General features: G+C 67.1%; 21 protein-coding genes, 1 tRNA gene and 1 pseudogene. 15 read left to right on the top strand and 8 right to left on the bottom strand.

The annotated features are described in order from the left end of the window. Positions 1–8: 8 nt before the first annotated feature. Positions 9–82, bottom strand: a tRNA-Gly gene (locus EUC46_RS04785). Between the two features lie 179 nt (positions 83–261). On the opposite strand from EUC46_RS04785, the gene EUC46_RS04780 reads away from it, so the two are divergent. From EUC46_RS04780 to EUC46_RS04770, 3 genes are all read left to right on the top strand, one after another. After that, the gene (locus tag EUC46_RS04780; protein ID WP_164918751.1) at positions 262–819 is read left to right on the top strand and encodes a TM2 domain-containing protein; all 558 of its coding nucleotides are present in this window, start codon (positions 262–264) and stop codon (positions 817–819) included. Between the two features lie 102 nt (positions 820–921). Further along, entirely contained in the window at positions 922–1,569 is a 648-nt protein-coding gene (dcd, locus tag EUC46_RS04775; RefSeq protein ID WP_128773053.1) for a dCTP deaminase, read from the top strand. 41 nt (positions 1,570–1,610) lie between these two features. Continuing rightward, a complete protein-coding gene (locus EUC46_RS04770; RefSeq protein WP_241655400.1) occupies positions 1,611–2,696 on the top strand; it encodes a hypothetical protein in 1,086 nt (361 codons plus the stop codon). Between the two features lie 100 nt (positions 2,697–2,796). Here the strand turns inward: EUC46_RS04770 and EUC46_RS04765 are convergent, their stop codons facing one another. Continuing rightward, on the bottom strand, positions 2,797–3,585 hold the full coding sequence (locus EUC46_RS04765; protein ID WP_128773051.1) for a 3'-5' exonuclease: 789 nt from the start codon (positions 3,583–3,585) through the stop codon (positions 2,797–2,799). A 251-nt stretch (positions 3,586–3,836) separates the two neighbouring features. On the opposite strand from EUC46_RS04765, the gene EUC46_RS04760 reads away from it, so the two are divergent. Continuing rightward, positions 3,837–4,589 carry an NADPH-dependent oxidoreductase gene (locus EUC46_RS04760; protein ID WP_241655404.1) on the top strand — a complete coding sequence of 251 codons (753 nt, stop codon included), beginning with the start codon at positions 3,837–3,839 and terminating at the stop codon, positions 4,587–4,589. Between the two features lie 173 nt (positions 4,590–4,762). After that, positions 4,763–5,608: a serine hydrolase domain-containing protein gene (locus EUC46_RS04755; protein WP_128773049.1), complete on the top strand. Its 846-nt coding sequence runs from the start codon at positions 4,763–4,765 to the stop codon at positions 5,606–5,608. A gap of 30 nt (positions 5,609–5,638) precedes the next feature. Here the strand turns inward: EUC46_RS04755 and EUC46_RS04750 are convergent, their stop codons facing one another. From EUC46_RS04750 to EUC46_RS04740, 4 genes and pseudogenes are all read right to left on the bottom strand, one after another. Continuing rightward, positions 5,639–6,859, bottom strand: a complete 1,221-nt coding sequence (locus EUC46_RS04750) for a hypothetical protein (RefSeq protein WP_128773048.1) — start codon at positions 6,857–6,859, stop codon at positions 5,639–5,641. 249 nt (positions 6,860–7,108) lie between these two features. Further along, positions 7,109–7,294: pseudogene (locus EUC46_RS13510) on the bottom strand (variant leucine-rich repeat-containing protein); the annotation flags it as partial. Positions 7,295–7,478: 184 nt separating this feature from the next. Then, positions 7,479–8,663 carry a hypothetical protein gene (locus EUC46_RS04745; RefSeq protein ID WP_128773047.1) on the bottom strand — a complete coding sequence of 395 codons (1,185 nt, stop codon included), beginning with the start codon at positions 8,661–8,663 and terminating at the stop codon, positions 7,479–7,481. Between the two features lie 937 nt (positions 8,664–9,600). Continuing rightward, a complete protein-coding gene (locus EUC46_RS04740; RefSeq protein ID WP_128773046.1) occupies positions 9,601–10,428 on the bottom strand; it encodes an exodeoxyribonuclease III in 828 nt (275 codons plus the stop codon). A gap of 532 nt (positions 10,429–10,960) precedes the next feature. Between EUC46_RS04740 and EUC46_RS04735 the strand changes: the two genes are divergently transcribed. From EUC46_RS04735 to EUC46_RS04715, 5 genes are all read left to right on the top strand, one after another. Beyond that, positions 10,961–11,800, top strand: a complete 840-nt coding sequence (locus EUC46_RS04735) for an SDR family NAD(P)-dependent oxidoreductase (protein ID WP_128773045.1) — start codon at positions 10,961–10,963, stop codon at positions 11,798–11,800. Between the two features lie 57 nt (positions 11,801–11,857). Continuing rightward, the gene (gene pyrE / locus EUC46_RS04730) at positions 11,858–12,427 is read left to right on the top strand and encodes an orotate phosphoribosyltransferase (protein ID WP_128773044.1); all 570 of its coding nucleotides are present in this window, start codon (positions 11,858–11,860) and stop codon (positions 12,425–12,427) included. Between the two features lie 104 nt (positions 12,428–12,531). Next, on the top strand, positions 12,532–13,146 hold the full coding sequence (locus EUC46_RS04725) for a hypothetical protein (protein ID WP_128773043.1): 615 nt from the start codon (positions 12,532–12,534) through the stop codon (positions 13,144–13,146). 41 nt (positions 13,147–13,187) lie between these two features. Further along, positions 13,188–13,433: a transcriptional regulator gene (locus tag EUC46_RS04720; protein ID WP_338324463.1), complete on the top strand. Its 246-nt coding sequence runs from the start codon at positions 13,188–13,190 to the stop codon at positions 13,431–13,433. 399 nt (positions 13,434–13,832) lie between these two features. After that, positions 13,833–14,513 (top strand): TrmH family RNA methyltransferase, encoded by a 681-nt coding sequence (locus EUC46_RS04715; protein WP_241655403.1) that lies wholly within the window; start codon positions 13,833–13,835, stop codon positions 14,511–14,513. Between the two features lie 218 nt (positions 14,514–14,731). Here the strand turns inward: EUC46_RS04715 and EUC46_RS04710 are convergent, their stop codons facing one another. After that, positions 14,732–15,172: an Hsp20/alpha crystallin family protein gene (locus EUC46_RS04710; protein WP_128773041.1), complete on the bottom strand. Its 441-nt coding sequence runs from the start codon at positions 15,170–15,172 to the stop codon at positions 14,732–14,734. A 289-nt stretch (positions 15,173–15,461) separates the two neighbouring features. Between EUC46_RS04710 and fbaA the strand changes: the two genes are divergently transcribed. The 5 genes from fbaA to EUC46_RS04685 all read left to right on the top strand — a co-directional run bounded on the left by fbaA (position 15,462) and on the right by EUC46_RS04685 (position 20,945). Beyond that, positions 15,462–16,511: a class II fructose-bisphosphate aldolase gene (gene fbaA, locus EUC46_RS04705; protein WP_128773040.1), complete on the top strand. Its 1,050-nt coding sequence runs from the start codon at positions 15,462–15,464 to the stop codon at positions 16,509–16,511. Positions 16,512–16,978: 467 nt separating this feature from the next. After that, a complete protein-coding gene (locus EUC46_RS04700; protein ID WP_128773039.1) occupies positions 16,979–18,295 on the top strand; it encodes an ABC transporter substrate-binding protein in 1,317 nt (438 codons plus the stop codon). A gap of 100 nt (positions 18,296–18,395) precedes the next feature. Beyond that, a complete protein-coding gene (locus EUC46_RS04695) occupies positions 18,396–19,241 on the top strand; it encodes a carbohydrate ABC transporter permease (protein WP_128773038.1) in 846 nt (281 codons plus the stop codon). Then, on the top strand, positions 19,238–20,128 hold the full coding sequence (locus EUC46_RS04690) for a carbohydrate ABC transporter permease (RefSeq protein ID WP_128773037.1): 891 nt from the start codon (positions 19,238–19,240) through the stop codon (positions 20,126–20,128). The genes EUC46_RS04695 and EUC46_RS04690 overlap by 4 nt, the downstream gene beginning before the upstream one ends. Positions 20,129–20,312: 184 nt before the next feature. After that, positions 20,313–20,945 (top strand): MusI family membrane protein, encoded by a 633-nt coding sequence (locus tag EUC46_RS04685; RefSeq protein WP_128773036.1) that lies wholly within the window; start codon positions 20,313–20,315, stop codon positions 20,943–20,945. Between the two features lie 714 nt (positions 20,946–21,659). Here EUC46_RS04685 and panD read toward each other — a convergent pair. Then, complete coding sequence (gene panD / locus EUC46_RS04680; RefSeq protein ID WP_128773105.1) at positions 21,660–22,097, bottom strand: aspartate 1-decarboxylase; 438 nt, start codon at positions 22,095–22,097, stop codon at positions 21,660–21,662. Positions 22,098–22,218: the final 121 nt, after the last annotated feature.

Here is a 22,218-nt window from a genome sequence, read left to right as displayed (position 1 = left end):
CCCGGCAGTGGAGCGGGTGACGGGAATCGAACCCGCGCTGTCAGCTTGGGAAGCTGAAGTTCTACCATTGAACTACACCCGCGTGCTCGCCCTCGGGGCGCGCTGGAGCAGCATACCCCACCAGGGCGTCAAGGCGAAAACCGTGTCAAGGGGGAGATCTGTCTCCGGCGGTCAGGTACGCGCAAGCCTCCGAATCTGGGTATGGTGTCCGATGCACGCGCCGTATCCCAGCGGCGCCGGTTTGAAACAGGAGCAGATCGTATGACGACGCCGTCTCCCGAAGGTACCAGCCCGCAGTGGTCCAACTCTGCTGACGGCGCCCAGTCGGCCCCCGGAACCCAGTCCGCTTCCGGGGCCTACGGAAGCGCCGACCCCTACGCCGCTCAGGCGGGCCAGCAGGCTTACGGTCAGACCGGCTACACCCAGGACGCCTCCGGCCAGACCGGCTACACCCAGGACGCCTCCGGCCAGACCGGTTACACCCAGGACGCTTACGGTCAGACCGGTTACACCCAGGACGCTTACGGCCAGTCGGCCCAGCAGGCCTATCCTCAGGCCGGCTACCAGCAGCAGGGCTACGTCACGGAGCAGAAGTCGAAGATGGCCGCGGGCCTGCTCGGCATCTTCCTGGGCGGGTGGGGCATCCACAACTTCTACCTGGGCAACACCAACAAGGGCATCATCCAGATCATTGTCACCATTGTGACCTGCGGTGCGGGGGCCCTGTGGGGCCTGATCGAGGGCATCCTCATCCTCACCGCCCAGCCCGGCGCCCAGCCGTGGGGCGTGGACGCCAATGGCGTCCCCCTCAAGGAGTGAACCGGTCAGCGGCACATACACCGGCACTGGCCGCATGCCCGCCCTGCGGCGGGCGTGCGGCCGGTGTGCGTAGCGCAGGCCATGACCTGGCACAATCGCCCTGTGCTACTTTCCGACCGTGACATCCGCGCCGAACTCCAGGCCGGCCGCGTGGTGTTGGACCCTCTTGACTCGGAGATGATTCAACCCGCCTCCATTGACGTGCGCCTGGACCGTTGGTTCCGTCTTTTCGATAACCACCGCTACCCGGTGATCGATCCGGCCCAGCCGCAGGGGGACTTGACCCACTTGGTGGATGTCGGCCCCGATGAGCCCTTCGTGCTCCACCCCGGCGAATTCGTCCTCGGGTCCTCCTTCGAGCGGATCACCCTGCCCGACGACATTGCCGCCCGCCTGGAAGGCAAGTCGTCCCTGGGGCGCTTGGGCCTGCTCACCCACTCCACGGCCGGGTTCATCGACCCCGGCTTCACCGGGCACGTCACCCTGGAGCTGTCCAACACGGCGACTATGCCGATCAAGCTATGGCCGGGGATGAAGGTCGGCCAGTTGTGCTTCTTCCGCCTCTCCAGCCCCGCCGAGGCGCCCTACGGGCAGGGGGCCTCGGGCTCGCGCTACCAAGGGCAGCGCGGCCCGACCGCCTCGCGCTCCTATAGGGGCTTCGATCGCAGGCGCATTACCGACCCCGGCCCCCTGGCCCAGGATGCCGGTCGGGATCAAGTACAGGGCACGAGCGCGGAGGTACAGCGGTGAGCAGTTTCGGTGATTTTGCAGTTTCCCTGCCCTCGGACACTATGAGTTTCTCGGTGACCGGGATGCTGCCGGTGGGCCTGGTGGACACCCGCCACCTGCTGGTCCTGGCCGATGATGTCGCCCCTGACGAGGTCGAGGCCCTGGCCCTGTCCCTTGACGCGCACGCCGGGTGGGTGGGGGCCTCCCGCCTTCAGCTCTCTCCCGGGGCCGAGCTCCACGGCCCGTGGAGCTTGGACGCGCAGATGCGCGCCATGCTGGACCTGCCCGAGTGGGCCACGCAGGTCATGCTGCTGGACTGCGCCCCCCAACGCTCTGGACCGTTGCCGCCTGAGCTGGTGGGGGCCGATCCCCTGGCTGACGCCTTCCCCCAGCGTCAGCCCGCCGGTGACGAACTCCTTGCATTGCAGAGGCTGCGAGCTATTGCCCGCAGGCTGGCCGGCGGCCTGCGCCTGGTTGCCGACCCCCCCGAGGGCCAGAAGAAGCCAATGGTGACCCTGGTGGTGCCCGATCCCATGTCCTCGGTGGGGTTGACTGTCTTCTCGCCGGTGTGGCTCTCGCCCGACGGTGCCGTGGCGGCCTTGTCACCGGTCGCCCCAGGGGTTCGCCTGCACCTGGACGCCATCCAGGTGCGGGGTGCCACGGGCCTGGCGGCCCTGTCGAGTCAGCAACTGGAGAGCCTGGTGGAGCGTTTTGGCGCCGAGGTCCTTGATGAGGCGTGGCGCACCGCTGAGCGTTCCCGGCAGGAGCGGGGGCGTGAGGACGACCGGGTTGCCGCCGCCGGGCAGACCATTGACGAGATCCGCACCGGTTACGGCGTCGTCGCCCCCGTCGATGTTGAGAACCAGCGCGAGGATTGGGGGCGCCTAGAGGTCCGCGTCCAGGGCGCCGAGCACCTGCCCCTGTGCATCCGCGGTGAAGAGTGGGCGCGCGACGGCGTCGTCATGTACTCGCTGGCTTGGATTCCCCGGGACCCGGCCGACGCCTTCGCCCTAGTGCTCTCGCGCAGTCGGCGTCGTGAGCGCACCGCGGCCCGCGAGCGGGTTGAGGCGATGGCCGCGGCGCTGGTGCGCGCCGTCGGTGGCGTGGCGGTGGACGACGACGGCTTCCTGGTGGCGCTGGAAAGCTGAACCCCTCCCCTCCCTCTCTCCAACAAAATCCTCACAGCACGGCAGCCGTGGACGTTGTGCTGTGAGGATTTTGTTGGAAGGGGGGAGGAGGGGGCGGGGGCTAGCGCGGGGCGCCGGGCCGGGAGCGCGGCACCAGCAGGGCCTCGGCCCTCCTGGCGCGCTCGTCGTCCCAGTGCCAGCCGGTAAAGGCCTGCGCAGCGACCAGGGCCCGCGCCCACGCCACCGGCTCCTCGCCGCGCTCGCGACCTACATTCAAGTAGTGGCGCAGCAGGCCCGCGGCTGCCACGGCATCGTCAAGCGCGCTGTGGTGCTGCCCAATGTCGACGCCGGCGCTGCGACAACAGGTGACCAGGCGCCGCGAGGGTGTGGTGATGAAGTGACGCGCCCACTCCATGGTGCACACCCGCGGCACGCGCGCACCCCGGTCGAGCATGCGCCGCCTGCCTAAGGCCTGAACGAGGAAACCGACGTCGAAACGCGCGTTGTGGGCCACCACCGCCCGGCCCGCGAGGTCGCGCACGAGCAGGTCGGCGACGTCATCCAGGGCGGGGGCGCCCGCCAGGTCGGCGGCGACAATCCCGTGAATAAAGGTGGGGCCCACGTCAATGCCGGCGCCAGGATCCACCAGGGTGGACCAGCTCCGCTCGACCCTCCCGCAGGCGTCGGTCAGGACTACCCCGATTTCCAGGATGGAGTCGGTGGTCGGGGACAGGCCCGTGGTTTCCAGGTCAATGATCGCGTAGCCCACGCCGGCCACCGCGCGCTCCAGCGCTGGGTCGGGCACCAATGCCCGGCCGGCCGCCGAGGTGGGGTCGGTCGCCCGAAGCCGGGGTGTGGAGACGGGGCGCAGAGGGCCGCGGTCGTGCGGGGCGCGGTGATAAAAAGGCATCGCCAATGATGCTAGCGACCTGTGCGGACACACTCGCGGGCGCCCGCCGCCCCTGCCCCGCATGCCTGATGGCCGCGTCATCCCTTGAGCGGCATGGGGCGACGCCGGCTCGACTCCTGCGGGCTCGGCCCCGACCCCTGCGGCTAGCATCAGGGTAAACACGATCCACCGGACGGACAGCAGGCATGAGCACGACCGCACACAGTACCGACGCCCCCACCGACGCTCTCAACACCCCGGCCACCACCCCGGTGACCAATACGACTATCGCCGCCCAGATGGCCCACCGCACTATTCGCGCCTACACCGATGAGCCGCTGGGGGAGGACACAGTCACCACCCTTCTCGATGTCGCCCGGCACGCCGCCACCTCCGCTTTCCAGCAGCAGGTCACCATTATCCGCATTCTGGACCCGGTGGTGCGCGAACAGGTCTACTTGGCCTCCGGGCAGCCCTATGTGGGCGGGGACCGCGGCGAGCTCTTCGTGTTCGTCGTCGATCTGCACCGCAATGCGGTCATCCGCGAGCGCGCCGGGGTCTCCTTGGAGCCCCTCGAGCGCGTCAACCTTTTCCTCCAGGGGGTGGAGGACGCGGTGATCGCGGCGCAGAACGTTGTCGTGGCCGCCGAGTCCCTGGGCCTGGGCACCACCTACCTGGGATCGATCCTGGGCGACCCCCGCCGCGTCATTGAAGCCCTCAAGCTGCCCGAGCGCACCTTCCCGCTGCTGGGCCTGCTCGTGGGGCATGCCGCCCAGGAGCCCCAGTACAAGCCGCGCCTGCCCCGGGAGATCACCACCGGAGTCGACTCCTACCCCGATGTGGAGGAGCATCTGGAGGCCCTGGCCGACTACGACGCCGTTGTTGAGGAGTACTACGACCTGCGCGACACCAACAACCGCGTCGACTCCTTCAGCGCACAGATGGTGCGCGCCCTGGGCATGGGGCCGGCCGCCGTCGTCCCGGCTCTCCCGGTCCTCCACGATCAGCGCCTGGCCCTGCACTGACCAGAAGGGCCGGCTGGGCCCGTGGCGGATGGGCGGGGACGACGACGCCCAGGGCCGGAGTACTCGCGTGCAGTTGCCGGCGGCGCGCGTGCGCGATAGGGGCCGTCTCCCGATCCGGATTCGCTGCGCCGCCAGCCCGTGTTCTGCACCACGTGGAAGGACAGAAGGACCCCATGACCGTTTTGCGCCCTTTGACTGGGGATGCCGCACTGGCGGCTCTTCCCGCCCTGGCCGGTTTTGACTTTCCCACGGCGCTGGTGGTCTGCCAGGGCGGGCGGGTCATCGCCGAGGCGGGGGCGGTGATGGAGGTTCTTCCCCTCGCCTCAGTGACCAAGCCGATTGTGGCCTGGTCGGTGCTGGTGGCTGTTGAGCGGGGCCTGCTGGGCCTGGGGGCGCCCGCCGACCCGGCTCGCCTGCCGGGGGCGAGTGTGCGCCACCTCTTGGCGCACGCCTCGGGGGTGGCCTTCGACTCCGACGCCGTGCTCGCTGAGCCGGGGACCAGGCGCATCTACTCCAACCGGGGCATTGAGATCGTGGGGGAACTCCTGGAGGAGGCCACGGGTACTGCCCTGGAGACATGGGTGGAGACCAGTGTGCTGGAGCCCCTGGGGATGGCCAGCGTTCTGGTGCCCGGGTCCCCCGCTTACTCCGGCGAGGGCAGCGCCCGCGACCTGGCGCTCTTCGCCCAGGAGCTGGCTGCACCGCGCCTGGTGTCGGCGGGGCTGGCGAAGCAGGCGTGTGCTCCAGTGTTCTCAGGCTTGGCCGGAGTGCTGCCGGGTTATGGACGTCAGACGCCCAACGACTTCGGCCTGGGGGTGGAGGTTCGCGGCTCGAAGTCGCCGCATTGGACGGGCCGGGGGAACAGTCCGGCAACCTTCGGCCATTTTGGTCAGGCGGGCTCCTTTATCTGGGTGGATCCGGTGGCCGGCCGGCAGGCGGTGTTCCTGGGGGAGCAGCCCTTCAGTTCGGTGCACAGGGCCGTGTGGCCGGTGCTCAATGACCAGATCTTGGCTCTGTGAACTCCTCGATCTTGCCTTGCCGGCGGCGGACTATTTGGGGGCGTAGGCGGTGAATCTTGGTTTCTCGCTGCTGGTGCTGCTGTCATTCTTGAGCAGCAGGCGCTGGGAGCTGTGGTACCAGACGAAACCCTCAAGGGTGCTGGAACTGCTGCCGCGGCCCGACGCCCAGAACGAGACCTCCTGTTTGGTGGAGGTCCCGCTCACCACTGCGAACCCGGCTCCTTCAGCCAGGGGGATGATGAGGGAGCGGGTGCTGACACTGCGGGTCTCGCCGGTCACCAGGTTGATCACCTTCCCGTCGTCCTTCAGGACGAAGCGTGAATCCTTATCAGCGGCGTTATAGAGATCCCCTGAGGAGAGTTGCGGCATATCCGCTTTCACGAAGTCATGGAAGTCGTTGACCGACTTCACTGTCCAGACGTGGTCGAAGCCGACGCCGTCGTGCTTCTCCTGCCACAGCTTGGTGCCGTCCCAGGTGTAGGCGACCAGCGTGTCCTCATTGTTGACCACAATGCCGTCCAGTGTTGTCAGCACATAGCTGGCATCGGCATCCAAGTGGGCCACAACCTGGCCGGTGTCGGCGTTGAGAATGTCAACGGAGTCATTCGAGACCCCAACAAGATAGTCGTCTGGAGCAAGATCCCACAGCCCGCGGGCCGTGACCCGTGTATAACTCTTACCCAGGGACGCGATCTCCTGCCCCTCGGCGGTGAGCAGGGTGAACGGGCAGGTGATGGTGGTCCCATCCGGCGTGCAGTCGGCGTCGTAGGCCAAGATCGTTCCACTCGGTGTCTCCTGGTAGGCGGTCAGGTCGTTCGCGTCCCAGGGGGCGTCCTGACATTTGCCGTTGGCGAGCTCGCAGATCCTTCCGGCGACCATCGCCTTGTCCCCCGCCATGAACATGGGGTCTGTCATCGTTGAGGCGTTTCTCGTGCCGTCCAGGAGCACGGGATCCCCCAGTTCTTCGCCTTTCAGGGCGTAGGCGGTGTAGGAGTAGTCCGATCCCGAGTCCTCGACGGTGATCATCCATCTCCCGTCAGGGGAGATCCAGGCGTCGTCGGCGTCAACGCTCCACAGCTCCCGGGTTCCCTTCGCCCAGTCCGCGCTCATTGTGCCCACCCACGCGTTGGTGCTGTTCTTGGAGCGCAGGAACCAGACGAGTCCGCCCGCCACTACGAGCACGACGACCAGGACCGCCGCCAGCGAGGCGATGAGCGGTCCCTTCTTGCGCCGCGGCGTCGGCGCGGGCACGGCCCAAGGGCCTCCAACGGGGACGGTGGGCCATGGCTGCTGGCCCTGGGGCGACGGTAGGGGGTTCGGTGCTCCGGCCGGGGCAGCGGCAAAAGTCGGCGCCGGCCCTCCAATCGGCGGCCGGCCTCCGGCCGGCATTGGCCCCGGGGCCCAGGGCGCCGCGGGCGGCGCTGCGGGGAACGGCGCAGATGGTGGCGCCGCGCCTGGGGCGGCAGGGGCCTGGGCGGCCGTTGGAAGCGCCTGGGTCGCTTGAGTTGCTTGCGCGGTGAACTCGTTAATCCAGGCCACCAGCTCCGGGGAGGCATTGGGATGACGCAGGATAGCCCCATGCAACTGCGGATGGTTCTGCGCGATCTGTGCGAGTTCAGCGGTGCTGGTCGCCGGGTTCGTCACGGCATCGGCCGGGAGGGAGGATCCCCAAGGAGGAGTTTCCATACTGTGTAGTGTCACACATTGATCTCAGTCACATGCCGAGCAGGACCGGATTCGGTGCCGGGGCCCGACCGCTGAGGGATCACGCCGCGAGGGGATGGCCATGCCCCAGGTGGCCCGGTGCTGACCTGGTGCTACCGCCCGCCGCCCGGCGGCATGGTGCCCGACGGCGGAGAGCCGGACGGGGTTACTTGGGGGCGTAGACGGTGTACGTTGAATTCTTACCAGTGCCTTCTTCTTCGACTAGGAGGCGTTGGGAGCCGAACACCCACGACATTCCCTTGACGACGTCGACCTCGCTGCCGCCGCTTGTCTCCCAGAACGAGATCTTAGGCTTTTCGGACGTCAGCGTGGCCGCCGCGATGCCCTGACCGCCGGCGAAAGGAAAAATATACTCGTAGCTGGAGCTGATCTTTATGGTCTGACCGGTCACAAGGCTTGTCACGCGTCCGTTCCTCAACGTGTACCTGGAGTCTTTGTCAAGCGCGTAATATGAGTCGTCCGGGGAGAGTTCAGGGAGATCCTCTTTCAGGAAGCTGTGGAGTTCGGCGACGGACTCCACGCGCCAGACGCTTAGGAGGTTATCGTCACCATGCCTCTCCTGCCACATCTCGTCGCCGTTCCAGGTGTAGGCCGTCAGCTTGTTGTTGTTGTCAACGACAATGCCGTCGGAGGCTGCGTGCGTTAATCCCTCGCTGGCGTCCAGGTGCGCGACGACGTGACCATCGTTGGCGTCCACAATGTCGATGGTGTCCGCGGCAATTGCAATGAAACGGTCGCCCGGCCCGTGGTTCCACGTCATCGGCGCCTGGATGTCGCTGTAGCGACCCTTCAGGGAGGAGATTTCTTGGCCATTGGGGGCGAGAAGGAAGAATCGGCAAGAACTGGTCGTAGAACTGGTCGTACTGCGCAGAAAGCACGAGCTGTCGTAGGCCAGAAGGTTCTTGTTCGGGAACTCCAGGACAATACCGAACTTGTTGGTGTCCCAGGGAGCCTCCTGGCACTTGCCGCTGGCGAGCTGGCAGGTCTCATCGCCAATGACCGCCCTGCCGTCGGCCAGGAACACAACCTCTTCTACCTCTGAGAATGAGAATGTTTCATCCGTGTCCATGCTGATCGGCTCCCCGAGCTTCTCGCCCTCCAGGCGGTAGGCCTCGTAGGAGACCTCGGATGAGCGGGACCCTGATGCCCTGGCGGCGACCATCCATCTGCCGTCTTGAGAGATCCATACTCGCCGCGCCTCGACACTCCACAGCTTTCGAGTGCCCCCGGCCCAGGTACTGGACCAGGAACCGATCCACGGGTTGTCGTCGCCCCGTGAATGCAGGAACCAGAAGGTCCCGCCGGTGGCCGCGAGCACGACGACGAGCAATACGGCTATGACGGCTGCTGTCCTGCCCTTTTTGTGTCGGGGGCCTGGGAAGGGGCCCTGCATCGGTGCCGCGCCGGGGGGCATCGGTGCCGTGCCGGAGACCCCGGGTGGTGGTGCTACTGGAGCCCACGCCTGGTTTTCCGTGGGCGCAAGTGAGGGTGCCGACGCCGCCGATGGCATGGGGCCTGGGGCGGCCATTGGAAAAGCTTGCGCTGCCTGAGCCGCTTGCGCCGCCTGGGCTACTTGAGCCGCCTGGGCTACTTGAGCCGCCTGGGCTGCTTGCGCCGCTTGGGCTGCCTGGGCCGCGGCTGCTTGCGCTGCTTGTGCCGCTTGGGCTACTTGAGCCGCCTGGGCTGCTTGCGCGGCTTGGGCTGCTTGCGCCGCTTGGGCTGCCTGGGCCGCGGCTGCTTGCACTGCTTGAGCCGCCTGGGCTGCCTGCGCCGCCTGGGCTGCTTGGGCCGCCTGGGCCGCTTGCGCCGCCTGGGCCGCTTGCGCCGCCTGGGCTGCTTGGGCCGCGGCTGCTTGCGCTGCTTGAGCCGCCTCCTGGGCGGCCTCGGGGTTGAGTTGGCTAATCCACTTTGTCAGGCTCGCCGGGGCATTGGGGTGACGCAGGATGGCCACATGCAACTCAGGGTGACCGGCCGCGATCCGCTCAAGCACGGCGGCGCTTGTTGCAGGGTTTGTCACGGCGTCGCTAGGGAGGGGCTCTCCAGGGGGAGAAGTCGTCATGGCCTGGAGTATCACACGCCGGTGCCGGCCACGGAACGACCAGGCGCCCGCGCACGGCGCCGACCGCACCAGGGGGCCGACTGCCGGCCGGCCATTGCCGACTGGCCATAGGTCCTGCCGGCAATGGCCCCCGGGGGCGCTTTTGTGGCCGCCCCGCCGGCGGCCCTCAACCGCGGGCCGCCCTGTTGGCCCGGCCCCTCATCCGCGACTAACTCTGCCGGCGCCGTCCCTCATCCACTTTGACAATGACAGGTACATGGTCTGAGGCACCCTTGCCCTTGCGCTCGTTGCGGTCAATGGCCGCCCCCGTCACGCGCGCGGCCAGGGTCGGCGAGGCGTAGACGAAGTCAATGCGCATGCCCTCATTGCGCGGGAATCGCAGCTTCTGGTAGTCCCAGTAGGTGTAGTTGGTGACGTGCTTGCGGGTCACTTCCCGCATCCCCGTCTCCTGGAAGGCGGCGAAGGCCTCCCGCTCCAGGGCCGAGACATGCGTGGCCCCTTCAAAGGCGGCCATGTCCCACACGTCCTCGTCGCGGGGCGCCACGTTCCAGTCGCCCGCCAGTGCCAGGTCCAGGTCCGGCTCGGTCTCCAGCCAGGAGGTGGCGGCCCGGCGCAGTGCCCCCAGCCATTCCAGTTTGTAGGTGTAGTGCGGGTGGGTGAGCTCGCGGCCATTGGGGACGTACAGGCTCCACAGTCGCACTGGAGTCCTCGTGCCGGCGCCGACCGTCGCCCCCAGCGCCCGCGCCTCCACCACCGGGGCCCGGCCCTCTTTGGACGTCCAGGTGGGCTGACCCGGGAAGGAGGTGGCGACGTCGTCGATCCCCACCCGGGAGGCGATGGCCACCCCATTCCACTGATCGAGGCCGTGAACGGCAAGTTCATAGCCGGCGTGCGCAAAGGCGTCGTGAGGGAACTGGTCGGGGCGGCACTTGATCTCTTGCATAGCCAGAGCGTCAATCTCCTCGCGCTGGAGGAAGGCGAGGACGCGATCGACGCGAGTGCGGATGGAGTTGACATTCCACGTAGCCAGGCGCATGGCGGCAGGGTATCGGCTGCCGGGTGCTGCGTCCCGCAGGAGGGCGCGCCCTGTCCAGGCCGAGTCCAAGTCGAGTCCAAGCCGGCGATGAAGCGCCTCCCGGCTGAGCGCAATAGCTCGACGCTGAGCGCAAGAGCGTCTTCAGCATGACCAGCCGACCGCCTCCCCCGACATCTCGCCCGATATGTCAGACATCACACGGCCTGCACTTCTCGCCAATGGCGACATCAGACGTCATACAGTATGGTGGTTGCGCAGCCAGGCTTAGAAGTCCACTGGCTGAGCACAACCGGGCAATGGGGCTGGGTCTGCGCGCGCCACCACGGCGCCGGTTCCCTCATGGGGCTGCGAGGATTCCAGTCGAGCCCGTCCATAGTCTTCCTTCAGTGCCATCATCGGCCCGGTGTCGCCGTCGGGCCGCCGATAGCTGAAGGTTGTTGGGGTGGGGACCCCGGCGACGCCCGTCACCGATTACATGGGGGGTGACGGGCGCCGCCGCATACTCCGGGGAGCTTCCCAGTAGCCTGGAGGCATGGGAACTGCACTTATTACTGGAGCGACCGCCGGCATTGGCCGCGAGTTCGCCTGGCAGCTGGCTGAAGCCCATCACGACTTGATTCTCGTCGCCCGCGACACCCTCCGCCTGGAGGGCCTGGCCGAGGAGCTTCGCCAGATTGCCGGCGTTGGCGTCGAAGTCCTGCCCGCGGACCTGTCGACCGCCGAGGGCCGCGAACGTGTGGCCCAGCGTCTGCGTCCACCCGGAGAGCCGTGGGCGGACGGCTCCGCCGCGCACCCCTCAGACTCCGCTGCGCGCACCAGTGGGCGGCATCCCGCCCGGCCCGTGGATCTGCTGGTCAACAACGCCGGTTTCGGCCTGGGGCAGGACTTCGTGGGCGGGGATATTGAGCAGGAGCGCCGCGCTCTGGCGGTCATGGTCACTGCCGTCATGGAACTCACCCATGCGGCCGTGCCCGGGATGGTGGCGCGCGGGCGCGGCGCCATCCTCAATGTCTCCTCCATGACGGCCTTGACCGCCATGGGCACCTACGCCGCTCACAAGGCCTGGGTGCGCACCTTCACTGAGGGCCTGGCCGGTGAACTGGCCGGCACGGGGGTGAGCGCCACCGTGTTGTGCCCGGGCCTGACCCGCACCGAGTTCCATGAGCGCGCCGACATGGCCACCGCTGACTGGTCTGGGGTCGTCTGGTTGGAGGCCGACGACGTCGCTCGCGCCGCGCTGACGGCGGTGCGTCGCGGGCAGGTCATTTGCACGCCCTCCTTGCGCTACATGAGCGTGAACGCCCTGCTGCGCGTGGCTCCACGCTGGCTGGTCCGCCGGGTGACGAGCCCGAGGGCCTCCCACCGCCGCTGAGGACGGGCCGCCCTGGGCCCGCACGCCCCGGGTTGTGGCGGCACTACCATCGTGCCCATGAGCACCAATGATTCCCAGCGTGCCCGCCTGGCTGAGCTCGTCGGCGAGCTCGCGGTGGTGCGCGGCAAGGTCACTCTGGCCTCGGGCCTGGAGTCCGATTTCTACGTGGACATGCGCCGCGCCACCCTCCACCACGAGGCCGCCCCGCTGGTCGGCCACGTCATGCTCGACATGCTTGAGGAGGCCGGGCTGGGCGCCGACGAGGTCGACGCCGTCGGCGGGCTGACCATGGGTGCGGACCCGGTGGCCACGGCCATGCTCCACGCCGCCGCCTCCCGCGGCCTGGACTTGGACGCCTTCGTGGTGCGCAAGGCCGTCAAGAGCCATGGCATGCGGCGTCGCGTTGAGGGCCCCGACGTCGCCGGCCGGTCGGTGGTGGTCCTGGAGGACACCTCCACCACCGGCGGCTCCCCTTTGGAGGCGGTAGCGGCGCTACGGGAGGCGGGCGCGAATGTACTCGCCGTGGCCGTCATTGTGGACCGGGACACCGGTGCGCGTGAGCGGATCGAGGCCGCCGGCCTGCCCTACTACGCCGCCCTGGGGCTGACGGACCTCGATCTGGCCTGAGTGGCTCCGGCCCGTCGTACACTTTGCAAAGCAAACTAGTTGGTGTACTCTAGTAGTGGTTTGTTGAACAAACTAGTGTTAACTAGAGACCAAGGAGCTCGATCATGTCATCCTCCACGCATGTCCCTGAGGCCGAGTCGCTCGACCCGGCCGCCGCCCTTGCCGCCATCAAGACACAGCGCCAGGCCGTCACGGTGCGCGTTGACCTCATTCTCATCGCCTGGGGCCTGGCCTGGGCAGTGGGCTACACCGGCCTCGCCTTGGCGGGCAGTCCCTTCATCCTGGCCGCCGGCCTCGCCGCCGCCATCGTCGTGACCGCCGTCGTCGTGAGCCGCGGCTCACGCGGCGTGCGCGGCACCACCTCTCGCATTGGCACGGTTTACGGACTGACCTGGATCGCCGCCATGGGACTGGCCGTCATCCTCCTGAGCCGCATCGGCGTCGTCCTCGCAGACCTTCCTTCCGAGGAGGTCAATGAGCTCACGTCGCTCCTCAGTTCGGGCATCCCCTGCCTCGTTGTCGGAACCATCTACATGGCCAGCGCCATGCTCTGGGAGGAGACCTCCATGGCCTGGTTGGGCGGCTGGATCCTCGTGGTGACGGCCGCGGCCACCATCGTGGGCCTGCCCGCCGCCTGGTGGATTATGGCCATTCTGGGCGGTGGCGGCCTCCTGGTGATGGGGCTGGTCCAACTCTGGCAGCGCAAGGCGGTGCGCTAATGCTCGACCCGGTTATTCACGCCCAAGCCAGGTTGCGAATCATGGCCACCCTCTCCGGACTCGCCGAGGGCGACGAGATCTCCTTCCCCCGGCTGCGGGGCGCCCTGGACATGACCGCCGGCAACCTCTCCACCCACCTGAGCAAGCTGGAGGAAGTGAACTACATCAAGGTCAACAAGACCTTCAAGGGCCGCAGTCCTGCCACCTACCTCGGTCTCACCGCCCAGGGGCGGCGCGCCTTCGAGGACTACGTCGAGCAGCTGCGGGCCATGATCGAGCGCCCCTGAGGGGAACCAATGGGAGCGGCCCCCACCGATTCGGTGGGGGCCGCTCGCCGGCGGTGTCCACGTGCCTTCGACCGGAACGGCCCGCGCTCGCGCGGGCCAGGGGAGCGTCGACCCCGCGCGAGCGGGGATGATCCCGAACGGCCCTCGCACGCGCGGGCCAGGGTCGTGGGGCGGGCGGCGCGGTAGACGCGGTGGGAACGGCCCTCGCTCGCGCGGGTCAGGGGCCGCACCGGGAGGCGCAAGAATGCCCCTGTGAACCAGGACGCCAGCCACCCAGTCCCCGCCCCGCAGGCCGACGCCGCCCATGCGCCGCAGAAGGAGGCCTGCGGCCCTGGCATTGCCGGCCGGCCCGGGGGCCAGGACCTGCCCGAGGGCGAACACCGAACCGGGGGCCAGGACCTGCCCGAGGGCGAGTACCGGGCCCGGCCCAGCCCACTGGACCGTGACGCCCCGGCTGATCACCGCGAGGTGGGGGTGGGGCCGTGGCCCGGCGGGGAGACCGCCTGGCCCACCGATCCGCGCTACGACCCCGTCCTCCTGGCCCAGGGGGATCGGCGCAATGTGGTGGACCGCTACCGCTACTGGAGTATTGAGGCGATTCGCGCCGACCTGGCCGCCCGCGCCCACCGGCTGCATGTGGCCATTGAGAACGTCAGCCAGGATCTCAATATCGGTTCCATTGTGCGCAGCGCCAACGCCTTCAATGTTGCCGGGGTCCACATTGTTGGACGACGCCGCTGGAACAAGCGCGGCGCCATGGTCACCAACCGCTACCTCGACGTGCGCCACCACCCCGGGCCCGGCGAACTCCTGGACTGGGCGCGCGACGCCGGCTACGAGCCGGTGGCCATAGACAATGGCCCGGGATCTCGCCTGCTGGAGGGTGAGCCACTGCCTGAGCGCTGTCTCATGATCTTCGGCTCTGAGGCGCAGGGGGTTAGCGCCGATCTCCTTTCCGGCTGCACCCGGTTGCTGCGCATAGGCCAATACGGCTCGACGCGCTCCATTAATGTGGCCGCGGCGGCCGCCGTCGCCATGCACGCCTGGATCCTCCAGCACGGTGGGCCCGCACCGGACTGAGCTTGGCGCGGGTAATGCGGCAGGCCGCCCCCGCCGGAGCGGGCCCGCTGTGTGGCCCGCTCCGGCGGGGGCGGCCCGTCCGGTGCTCGACCGGCGCCGGCCCTCCCGCCCAATGCCCGGCGCGGAGTGCTGTCGGATTCGAATCCGGCAGCACTCCGCGCACCCAGTACTCCGTACTCCGCGGGCCCGGCTGGGGCCGGCCGGCGGGAGCCGGCGGATTACGCCTGCGACTCGGCCTCAATAATGGGCTGGTCGGTCTTGGAGTGCATGACCTCGATCTTGCGGGGCTTGGCCTCCTCGGCCACCGGGATCGTCAGTGTCAGTACGCCGTCGGTGTAGGTCGCTGAAATGCGGTCCAGGGCCAGACCGTAGCCCAGCGTGAGCTGGCGGGCGAAGGTGCCCGAGGGGCGCTCGTGGGCGAGCCACTGGACGCCCTCGTCGTCGTGGGCGGGACGCTCGGCGCGAATGGTCAGGGTGCGGTCCTCGACATCGACGTCGATCGTTGCCGGATCAACGCCGGGCAGGTCGATCTGGGCCACGAAGGACTCATCCTTGCGGTAGAGGTCCAGAGGCATGCCCACGGACGCGGGAGTGCGCACCAGGCCGTGAGTGAGCCAGCGGTCAAGGTCGTGGAAGGGATCGAAGGAAGATGTTGCCATGTCAACCACCTCCTGTGGTCACGGCCCCGGAGCCTCCGGAGGCCGAGTGGGCGAAGGCGCCTGTCGCCTCTCTACCCCGACGCCTCGATTCTGGCACTCTCGCTCCGAGAGTGCTAAGAGGCATCGCCCAGGGTGAACCGGCCGGCAGCCGGTGACTCAGGGCGGCGAAACGGGAAGGACCGGCTATTGGGAGATGTGAGCTGGGATCGTGATTCGATCCACAGCGAGCCGATTTCGTGGGACAATCGGCCACGCACCACTGTCTTATCACTGACACAGGAGGCACCCAGTGGCCATTGCAACTCCGGAGTCCTACGCGGACATGCTTGACCGCGCCAAGGCCGGTAAGTACGCGGTCCCCGCGATTAACGTCACCTCGTCCCAGACCCTCTCCGCCGCCCTCAAGGGCTTCGCGGACGCCGAGTCCGACGGCATCGTCCAGATCTCCAACGGTGGTGCCGCCTACTGGTCCGGCTCCTCCCGCCTGGACCGCGTCAAGGGCTCAATGGCCTTTGCCGCCTACGCCCGTGTGGTCGGCGACCTCTACCCCGGTGTGGTCGGCCTCCACACCGACCACTGCCCCAAGAAGCTCCTTGAGGGCTGGATCCACCCCCTGCTGGAGATCGAGGCCGAGCAGGTCAAGAACGGCGAGCTGCCAATGTTCCAGTCCCACATGTGGGACGGCTCGGCGGAGTCCCTGGACGACAACATTGACATTGCCGTGGACATGCTCAAGCGCTCCAAGGCCGCCAACACCGTCCTCGAGATCGAGATCGGCGCCGTCGGCGGCGAGGAGGACGGCATTAAGGGTGAGGAGAACGCCAACCTCTACACCACCGCCGACGACGCCATGCGCGCCATCGAGGCCCTGGGCCTGGGCGAGAACGGCCGCTACATTACGGCTCTGACCTTCGGCAACGTGCACGGCTCCTACAAGCCCGGCCACGTCAAGCTCCGTCCGGAGATCCTCGGTGAGATCCAGGTCGAGTGCGCCAAGCGCATTGGCGACCGCCTCGCCACCAAGGTCGGCGTCAAGGACTCCCCCTTCGACCTGGTCATGCACGGCGGCTCCGGCTCCACCGATGAGGAGATCGCCACCGCGGTGCGCAACGGCGTCATTAAGATGAACGTTGACACCGACACCCAGTACGCCTACACCCGTCCGGTCGCCGACTGGATGCTGAAGAACTACGACGGCGTCCTCAAGATCGACGGCGAGGTCGGCTCCAAGAAGAAGTACGACCCGCGCGCTTGGGGCAAGGCCGCCGAGGAGGGCATGGCCGCCCGCGTGGTCGAGGCCTGCGAGCGCCTGGGCTCCGTCGGCTCGGCCAAGCGCTGAGCCTCACCGCCGGTCAGGCCCCTGACCGCCCCCGCCAGGAGCGGCGCGCGGCTACCTGTTCGAGAGGGCAGGCGGTCGCTTCGCCCCACACCGGAGGCGGTGCGGGCCGCCCGAGCAATACTCGACCCCCGGTCCGGGAACGGTGCCGGGGGTCGAGTGCGTCATTGGCTCCACGATCTCGATCTCTTGATTCCGCCGGCCTGCCGGCATCCGACCGGGACGACGGCGCAGGGCCCAGGGTCTGGGGTATTGGCGGTCCAGGCGCCGTGGTGGTAGGCCGAGGCGCAGCCGCGTGTGACTGAGGACGCAGTTCTGTATTGCCTTGCAGCAACGGACATGTACTTTGTGCAATGATTGGGCGTCGCCGTCGAGGCCCGGACCTACCCGTGGATCCGATGCCCCCGCGGCAACTCCCACCGGTGGGCGAGAGCCCCGCCACCTCTCGCGTCCAAAGGAGGACTTCCCGTATGCCACTTATCTCCCGCCGCACCATGCTCAGCGGCTCGCTCGCCCTGGCGACCGCCGCGACCCTGGCTGCCTGCTCAAGCGGTTCGGACGCGGCCAGTGTCTACTTCCTGAATTTCAAGCCCGAGTCGGATGCCGCCTTCAAGGAGGTCGCCGCCACCTACAAGGAGAAGACCGGTGTGGAGGTCAAGGTCGTGACGGCCGCCTCCGGCACCTACGCCCAGACCCTGAAGTCCGAGCTCGCCAAGTCCAACCCGCCCACCCTGTTCAACCTCAACGGCCCCGTCGGCCTGGCCACCTGGGAGGCCTACGCCTCGGACATGACCGACCTGGAGCTCACCGGGCACCTTTCCGACCCGACCATGGCCCTCAAGGGCGAGGACGGCAAGGTCTACGGCCTGCCGCTGGCCAACGAGGGCTACGGCCTGATCTACAACGCCGCCATCCTCAACGCCTACATTGCCACCGACGGCGCCAAGATCACCTCTGTCGAGGAGATCAACAGCTTCGCCAAGCTCAAGGAAGTCGCCGAGGACATGCAGGCCAAGAAGGGGGAGCTGGGCATTGACGGCGCCTTCGCCTCCACCTCCCTGTCCCCCGGCGAGGACTGGCGCTGGCAGACCCACCTGGCCAACTACCCGCTCTTCTACGAGTACCGCGACGCCGGCGTCCAGGACTCCAAGGATGTCAAGCTCACCTACTCGGACAATTACAAGCAGATCTTCGACCTGTATCTGGCCAACTCCACGGTGGCCCCCTCCGCCACGAGCGCCAAGCTCGTCACCGACTCCATGAGCGAGTTCGCCCTGGGTAAGGCCGCTTTCGTCCAGAACGGCAACTGGGCCTGGTCCCAGATCGCCGAAGTCCAGGGCAACACGGTCAAGGAGGAGGACATCCACTTCCTGCCGATCTACATCGGCGTTGAGGGCGAGGAGAACTCCGGCATTGCGATCGGCACGGAGAACTATCTGACCATTAACTCCAAGGCCTCCGAGGAGAGGCAGAAGGCGTCGGCGGACTTCCTCACCTGGCTGTTCACCGACCCCGAGGGCACCAAGCTCGCCGCGGAGAAGCTTGGTTTTATCGCCCCCTACGACACCTTCGTTGACCTGGCTCCCAGCGACCCGCTGGGTAAGGAGGTCGTCACCTTCATGAACAACGACGACCTGTACACCATCAACTGGGTGTTCCCCACCTTCCCGAGCCAGGAGTTCAAGAACCAGCTCGGCCAGCACCTGGCCCAGTACGCCTCCGGGAACGAGGACTGGGCCGCGGTCAAGGACTACTTCGTCACCCAGTGGGCCGCCGAGAAGGCCTGATTCCAGTATCCCAGTCTCGCACCGACGATGGCGCCCGGCCCGGTACCGGGCCGGGCGCCATCGTGCGCACTGACCACGCGGAGCTCAAGCAGAGACAACAATGACCACTTCACTTAAAAAATACTTCCCAGTGTTCGCCGGGCCCACGCTCCTGGCGTTTCTCATAGCCTTCGTCATCCCCTTCTTCATGGGGCTGTACCTGTCCTTCACCGAATTCACCACCCTGACCGACGCCAAGTTCGTCGGCGCCCAGAACTACGTTGACGCCTTCGATAAAGGATCCGGCTTCGTCTCGGCGCTGGTGTTCACCGCCCTGGTGTCGGCGATCTCCATTATTACCGTCAATATTGCCGCCTTCGCCCTGGCCTACCTGCTGACCCGCAAGCTGCGGGGCACCAACCTCTTCCGCTCGGTGTTCTTCATGCCCAACCTCATTGGCGGCATTGTCTTGGGCTACACCTGGCAGGTCATGCTCAACTCGATCCTCCAGCGCTGGGGTCAGACCATTGTCAACGACTGGCGCCTGGGCCTGGCCGGCCTCATCCTCCTCATCAACTGGCAGTTGGTGGGCTACATGATGGTCATCTACATCGCCGGCCTGCAGAACGTGCCCCCAGAGCTCATTGAGGCCGCTCAGATCGACGGCGCCGGAAAATGGGCCACGCTGCGGCACGTGACCCTGCCCATGATCATGCCCTCAATCACGATCTGCCTGTTCTTGACGTTGGCCAGCACCTTCAAGATGTACGACCAGAACCTTGCATTGACCAACGGAGCACCACTCAAGCAGACGCAGATGGCGGCGCTCAATATTGTGGACACCATGTATGTCAAGGTCGGCCACGAGGGCACTGCTCAAGCCGAGGCCGTCATCTTCTTCATTATTGTTTCCACCATTGCGCTGCTTCAGCTGACCGCAACCCGTTCCAAGGAGGTCGACGCATGAGCGCCGCCGTTCAGACCGCGCCCGCAGAAGCCCCCAGCGCGCCGCGCAAAGCCCCGCTCAGTGCTGGACGCTCCATAATCGTCGCCCTGCTGGCACTGCTGTCCCTGATCTGGGTGGTGCCGCTGGCGTTCATCCTCATTAACTCCTTCAAGGGCAGGGCCTTCATCTCCACCGATCCTTTCGCCCTGCCCACGCGTGATACCTTCGCCGGGATCGACAACTATGTCACCGGCCTCAATCTCTCCGGTTTCGCCCCGGCCCTCGGCTGGTCTTTGTTCATTACGGTCGGCTCGGTCCTGGTGATCGTCCTGCTCACCGCCATGACCGCCTACTACCTGACCCGGGTCAAGACCTGGTGGACCTCCCTGATCTACTACGCCTTCGCCTTCTCCATGATCGCGCCTTTCCAGATGGTCATGTTCCCCACGGTCAAGATCGCTGACATGCTGGGCCTGGCCACCCCATGGGGCATGATCGTGCTCTACCTGGGGTTCGGGGGTGGACTGTCGGTATTCCTGTTCGCCGGCTTCGTCAGGTCAGTCCCCGTCGAGATTGAGGAGGCCGCCTACATCGATGGCTGCTCACCGTTGCAGACCTACATTAGGGTGGTCATGCCGCTGCTCAGGCCCACCGCCGTAACCGTGGCCATCCTCAACGCCATGTGGGTGTGGAACGACTTCCTTCTGCCCAACCTCGTCATTGGCCAAGATGAGCGGTACAAGACCATCCCCATTGTTATCCAGATGCTCATCGGCTCCAATGGGAACCGTGACATGGGCGCCCAGATGGCTATGCTGGTGCTGGCGATCGTCCCGATTGTCACTTTCTACCTTTTCGGGCAGAGACACATTATCGAGGGCGTGGCCGCCGGCGCCGTCAAGGGCTGAGCAGTACCCGCAGTTCCGACAAGAGGCTGCCCACGCCGGCATCCCGGAGCCCGGCACCACGCCGGGGACTCGGGGGCGCGCAGGCGCGGGCAGCCTCGACCTCTAACCGCGTCTCACCCGCACCGGGCCGCGTCTCACCCGCGCCCGGCGCGCAAACCGCACTATCCACGCCAAAGGAGCCCTCATGGCTGGTCTGCTCAGGATCGACTCCCCGGTCTACCGGGCCTGGAACGCCGCCGCCGACCTGGTCATTGTTAACGCCCTCACCCTCCTGGCCTGTCTGCCGGTGCTCACAGCCGGCGCCGCCCTGAGCGCCTGCGCGCGAGTGACCATGGAGATGGCCCGCGACGAGGAGACCTACATAGTGCGCTCCTGGTGGCGCGCCTGGCGCAGCGCCCTGGGCCAGTCCCTCCTGTGGTGGCCGTTGGTGCTCGCCTTGGCGGCCCTGGGCCTGTGGGAGTACCTGCTGCTGGCCGACGCAGGTGGCGGGGCGCTGTCCGGGCTGGTGCTGGCCGGTGGTGTCGTCCTTTTGGGCGTGGTTGTGTGGCTGGTGCCCCTAACGGCCTTCTTCTCCGCCCCCCTGGGCCGCCACATAGCCAACGCCGCCCGACTGGCCGTCGGAGCACTGGGCCTGACCGGGCTGTGCCTGCTCGTCGTTCTCGCCCCGCTGGCCCTGGTTTGGTTCCTGCCGGGGGTTTGGACGGGGCTGATCTGGTTCATGGTGCTCATTGGCGTCGGCTTCCAGGCCTACCTCATCGCCCTCATTCAGCGCCGCGTCATTGACCGCCTGCGCCAGACCGCCCGCGGCGGGCAATGAGCCGGGCGTCCATTCCGCCACCCGCCTGCGCCGCACCGCCTCCTTATCTCCCGCGCCCACCCTCCTTCTTCGGGGTGCTCCGTAGGGTGGGTCGTGGACAGGATGGCGGATGCGGCAGTACGGCGATTTGCCGGCAGGGACTTGGCCGGCCGTGAGGCACTCGATCTCATGCGCGAAGCCGCAGGGCAGCCGGAGGCGCGGCTGCGCAGACTCCTCGCCGAGGACCTGCCCGCCATGGTGGTCTACAGGACCGGGCCGCACGGGCGCCCCCGCTACTGCCAGGTCGAAGGGTTGGGCTATCGCCTAGGGGACCGGGCCGCACGGGCGCCCCACCTCCCTGGCGGCCGTTGTCCTCACTGAATCATTCGCCCGATTACTCGCCGGCCGACCCCACGTTGCTTCCACATCATTACCGCCTGAACCCACACCATGTGCGGCCAAGGCCTCCTGAGCTGGTTGTTGCTTGTGGCCCTGGCGTCCTGAGGTCTCATTGGCCCGGTTCTTGGTGGTGTTGCACATTCTTCTTGCGCCGGCCTGTGGGGGATCGTTGGTATTTCAACGATTCCTCGTTGCAGGGGGTCGGTTCGGCAAGGATGAATGTGCAATGGCGTCCCCGTTCGCACATTCATCCCGTTCCTGGGCGCCCGGATTCCGGACAGATCCGCAGGATTCCGCGCTTCTTCGCTCCTTGGGGGAGGAAAGAATGTGCAACGCTCACACCCGGGCGCGCGTCAGGGGGATCCCAGACGGCACAAGCCCCTGGAGCCGGGCGGCGTCAGAGTCGACAGGAATGTCCCCCGGCTCGCGGCCGCGCTCGACGACCCGGTTGCACTCATCGACGAAGACGACACTCGGCAGGTAAGTGCGGGCCTCCTCGTCGCTCATCTGGGAGTAGCCAATGAGAATGACAATGTCGCCAGGGCTCACCAGGTGAGCGGCCGCCCCATTGACACAGATCCCACCCCCGCCCCGCTCACCGGGGATCACATAGGTGGACAAACGGTTGCCATTAGTACAGTCACAGACATCGACACGCTCACCGGGCAGAAGATCAGCAGCATCAAGAAGACCGGCGTCCACCGTAATGGAGTCAACGTTGAACCGCCGGGCCCCGGGGTGAAGTGAAGGAGGCGGTTCGAGTACTAATGATATCCGTGTTGGGCGGTGCTTGGTGTCAAGGGGTGGAAGCAACGAGGAGGCGTTCGAAGGCTTCTCGTGGGGTGAGGTAGTTCAGGGTGGCGCGGGGGCGTTCACCCGTGTTCTTCGGCGATGG

Source organism: Actinomyces oricola (assembly GCF_004104015.1).
Taxonomy (GTDB): Bacteria; Actinomycetota; Actinomycetes; order Actinomycetales; family Actinomycetaceae; genus Actinomyces; species Actinomyces oricola.
This window is presented reverse-complemented; position numbering and strand designations above follow the sequence as displayed.

Excerpts from the sequence above, each read along its gene's own strand:
- EUC46_RS04770 (WP_241655400.1), top strand. The coding sequence starts at position 1,611 with ATGAGTTTCTCGGTGACCGGGATGCTGCCGGTGGGCCTGGTGGACACC.
- EUC46_RS04720 (WP_338324463.1), top strand. The coding sequence starts at position 13,188 with ATGGCCACCCTCTCCGGACTCGCCGAGGGCGACGAGATCTCCTTCCCC.
- EUC46_RS04700 (WP_128773039.1), top strand. The coding sequence starts at position 16,979 with ATGCCACTTATCTCCCGCCGCACCATGCTCAGCGGCTCGCTCGCCCTG.
- EUC46_RS04765 (WP_128773051.1), bottom strand. The coding sequence starts at position 3,585 with ATGCCTTTTTATCACCGCGCCCCGCACGACCGCGGCCCTCTGCGCCCC.
- EUC46_RS04725 (WP_128773043.1), top strand. The coding sequence starts at position 12,532 with ATGTCATCCTCCACGCATGTCCCTGAGGCCGAGTCGCTCGACCCGGCC.
- EUC46_RS04690 (WP_128773037.1), top strand. The coding sequence starts at position 19,238 with ATGAGCGCCGCCGTTCAGACCGCGCCCGCAGAAGCCCCCAGCGCGCCG.
- pyrE (WP_128773044.1), top strand. The coding sequence starts at position 11,858 with ATGAGCACCAATGATTCCCAGCGTGCCCGCCTGGCTGAGCTCGTCGGC.
- EUC46_RS04735 (WP_128773045.1), top strand. The coding sequence starts at position 10,961 with ATGGGAACTGCACTTATTACTGGAGCGACCGCCGGCATTGGCCGCGAG.
- EUC46_RS04755 (WP_128773049.1), top strand. The coding sequence starts at position 4,763 with ATGACCGTTTTGCGCCCTTTGACTGGGGATGCCGCACTGGCGGCTCTT.
- EUC46_RS04685 (WP_128773036.1), top strand. The coding sequence starts at position 20,313 with ATGGCTGGTCTGCTCAGGATCGACTCCCCGGTCTACCGGGCCTGGAAC.
- EUC46_RS04695 (WP_128773038.1), top strand. The coding sequence starts at position 18,396 with ATGACCACTTCACTTAAAAAATACTTCCCAGTGTTCGCCGGGCCCACG.
- EUC46_RS04780 (WP_164918751.1), top strand. The coding sequence starts at position 262 with ATGACGACGCCGTCTCCCGAAGGTACCAGCCCGCAGTGGTCCAACTCT.
- EUC46_RS04710 (WP_128773041.1), bottom strand. The coding sequence starts at position 15,172 with ATGGCAACATCTTCCTTCGATCCCTTCCACGACCTTGACCGCTGGCTC.
- EUC46_RS04740 (WP_128773046.1), bottom strand. The coding sequence starts at position 10,428 with ATGCGCCTGGCTACGTGGAATGTCAACTCCATCCGCACTCGCGTCGAT.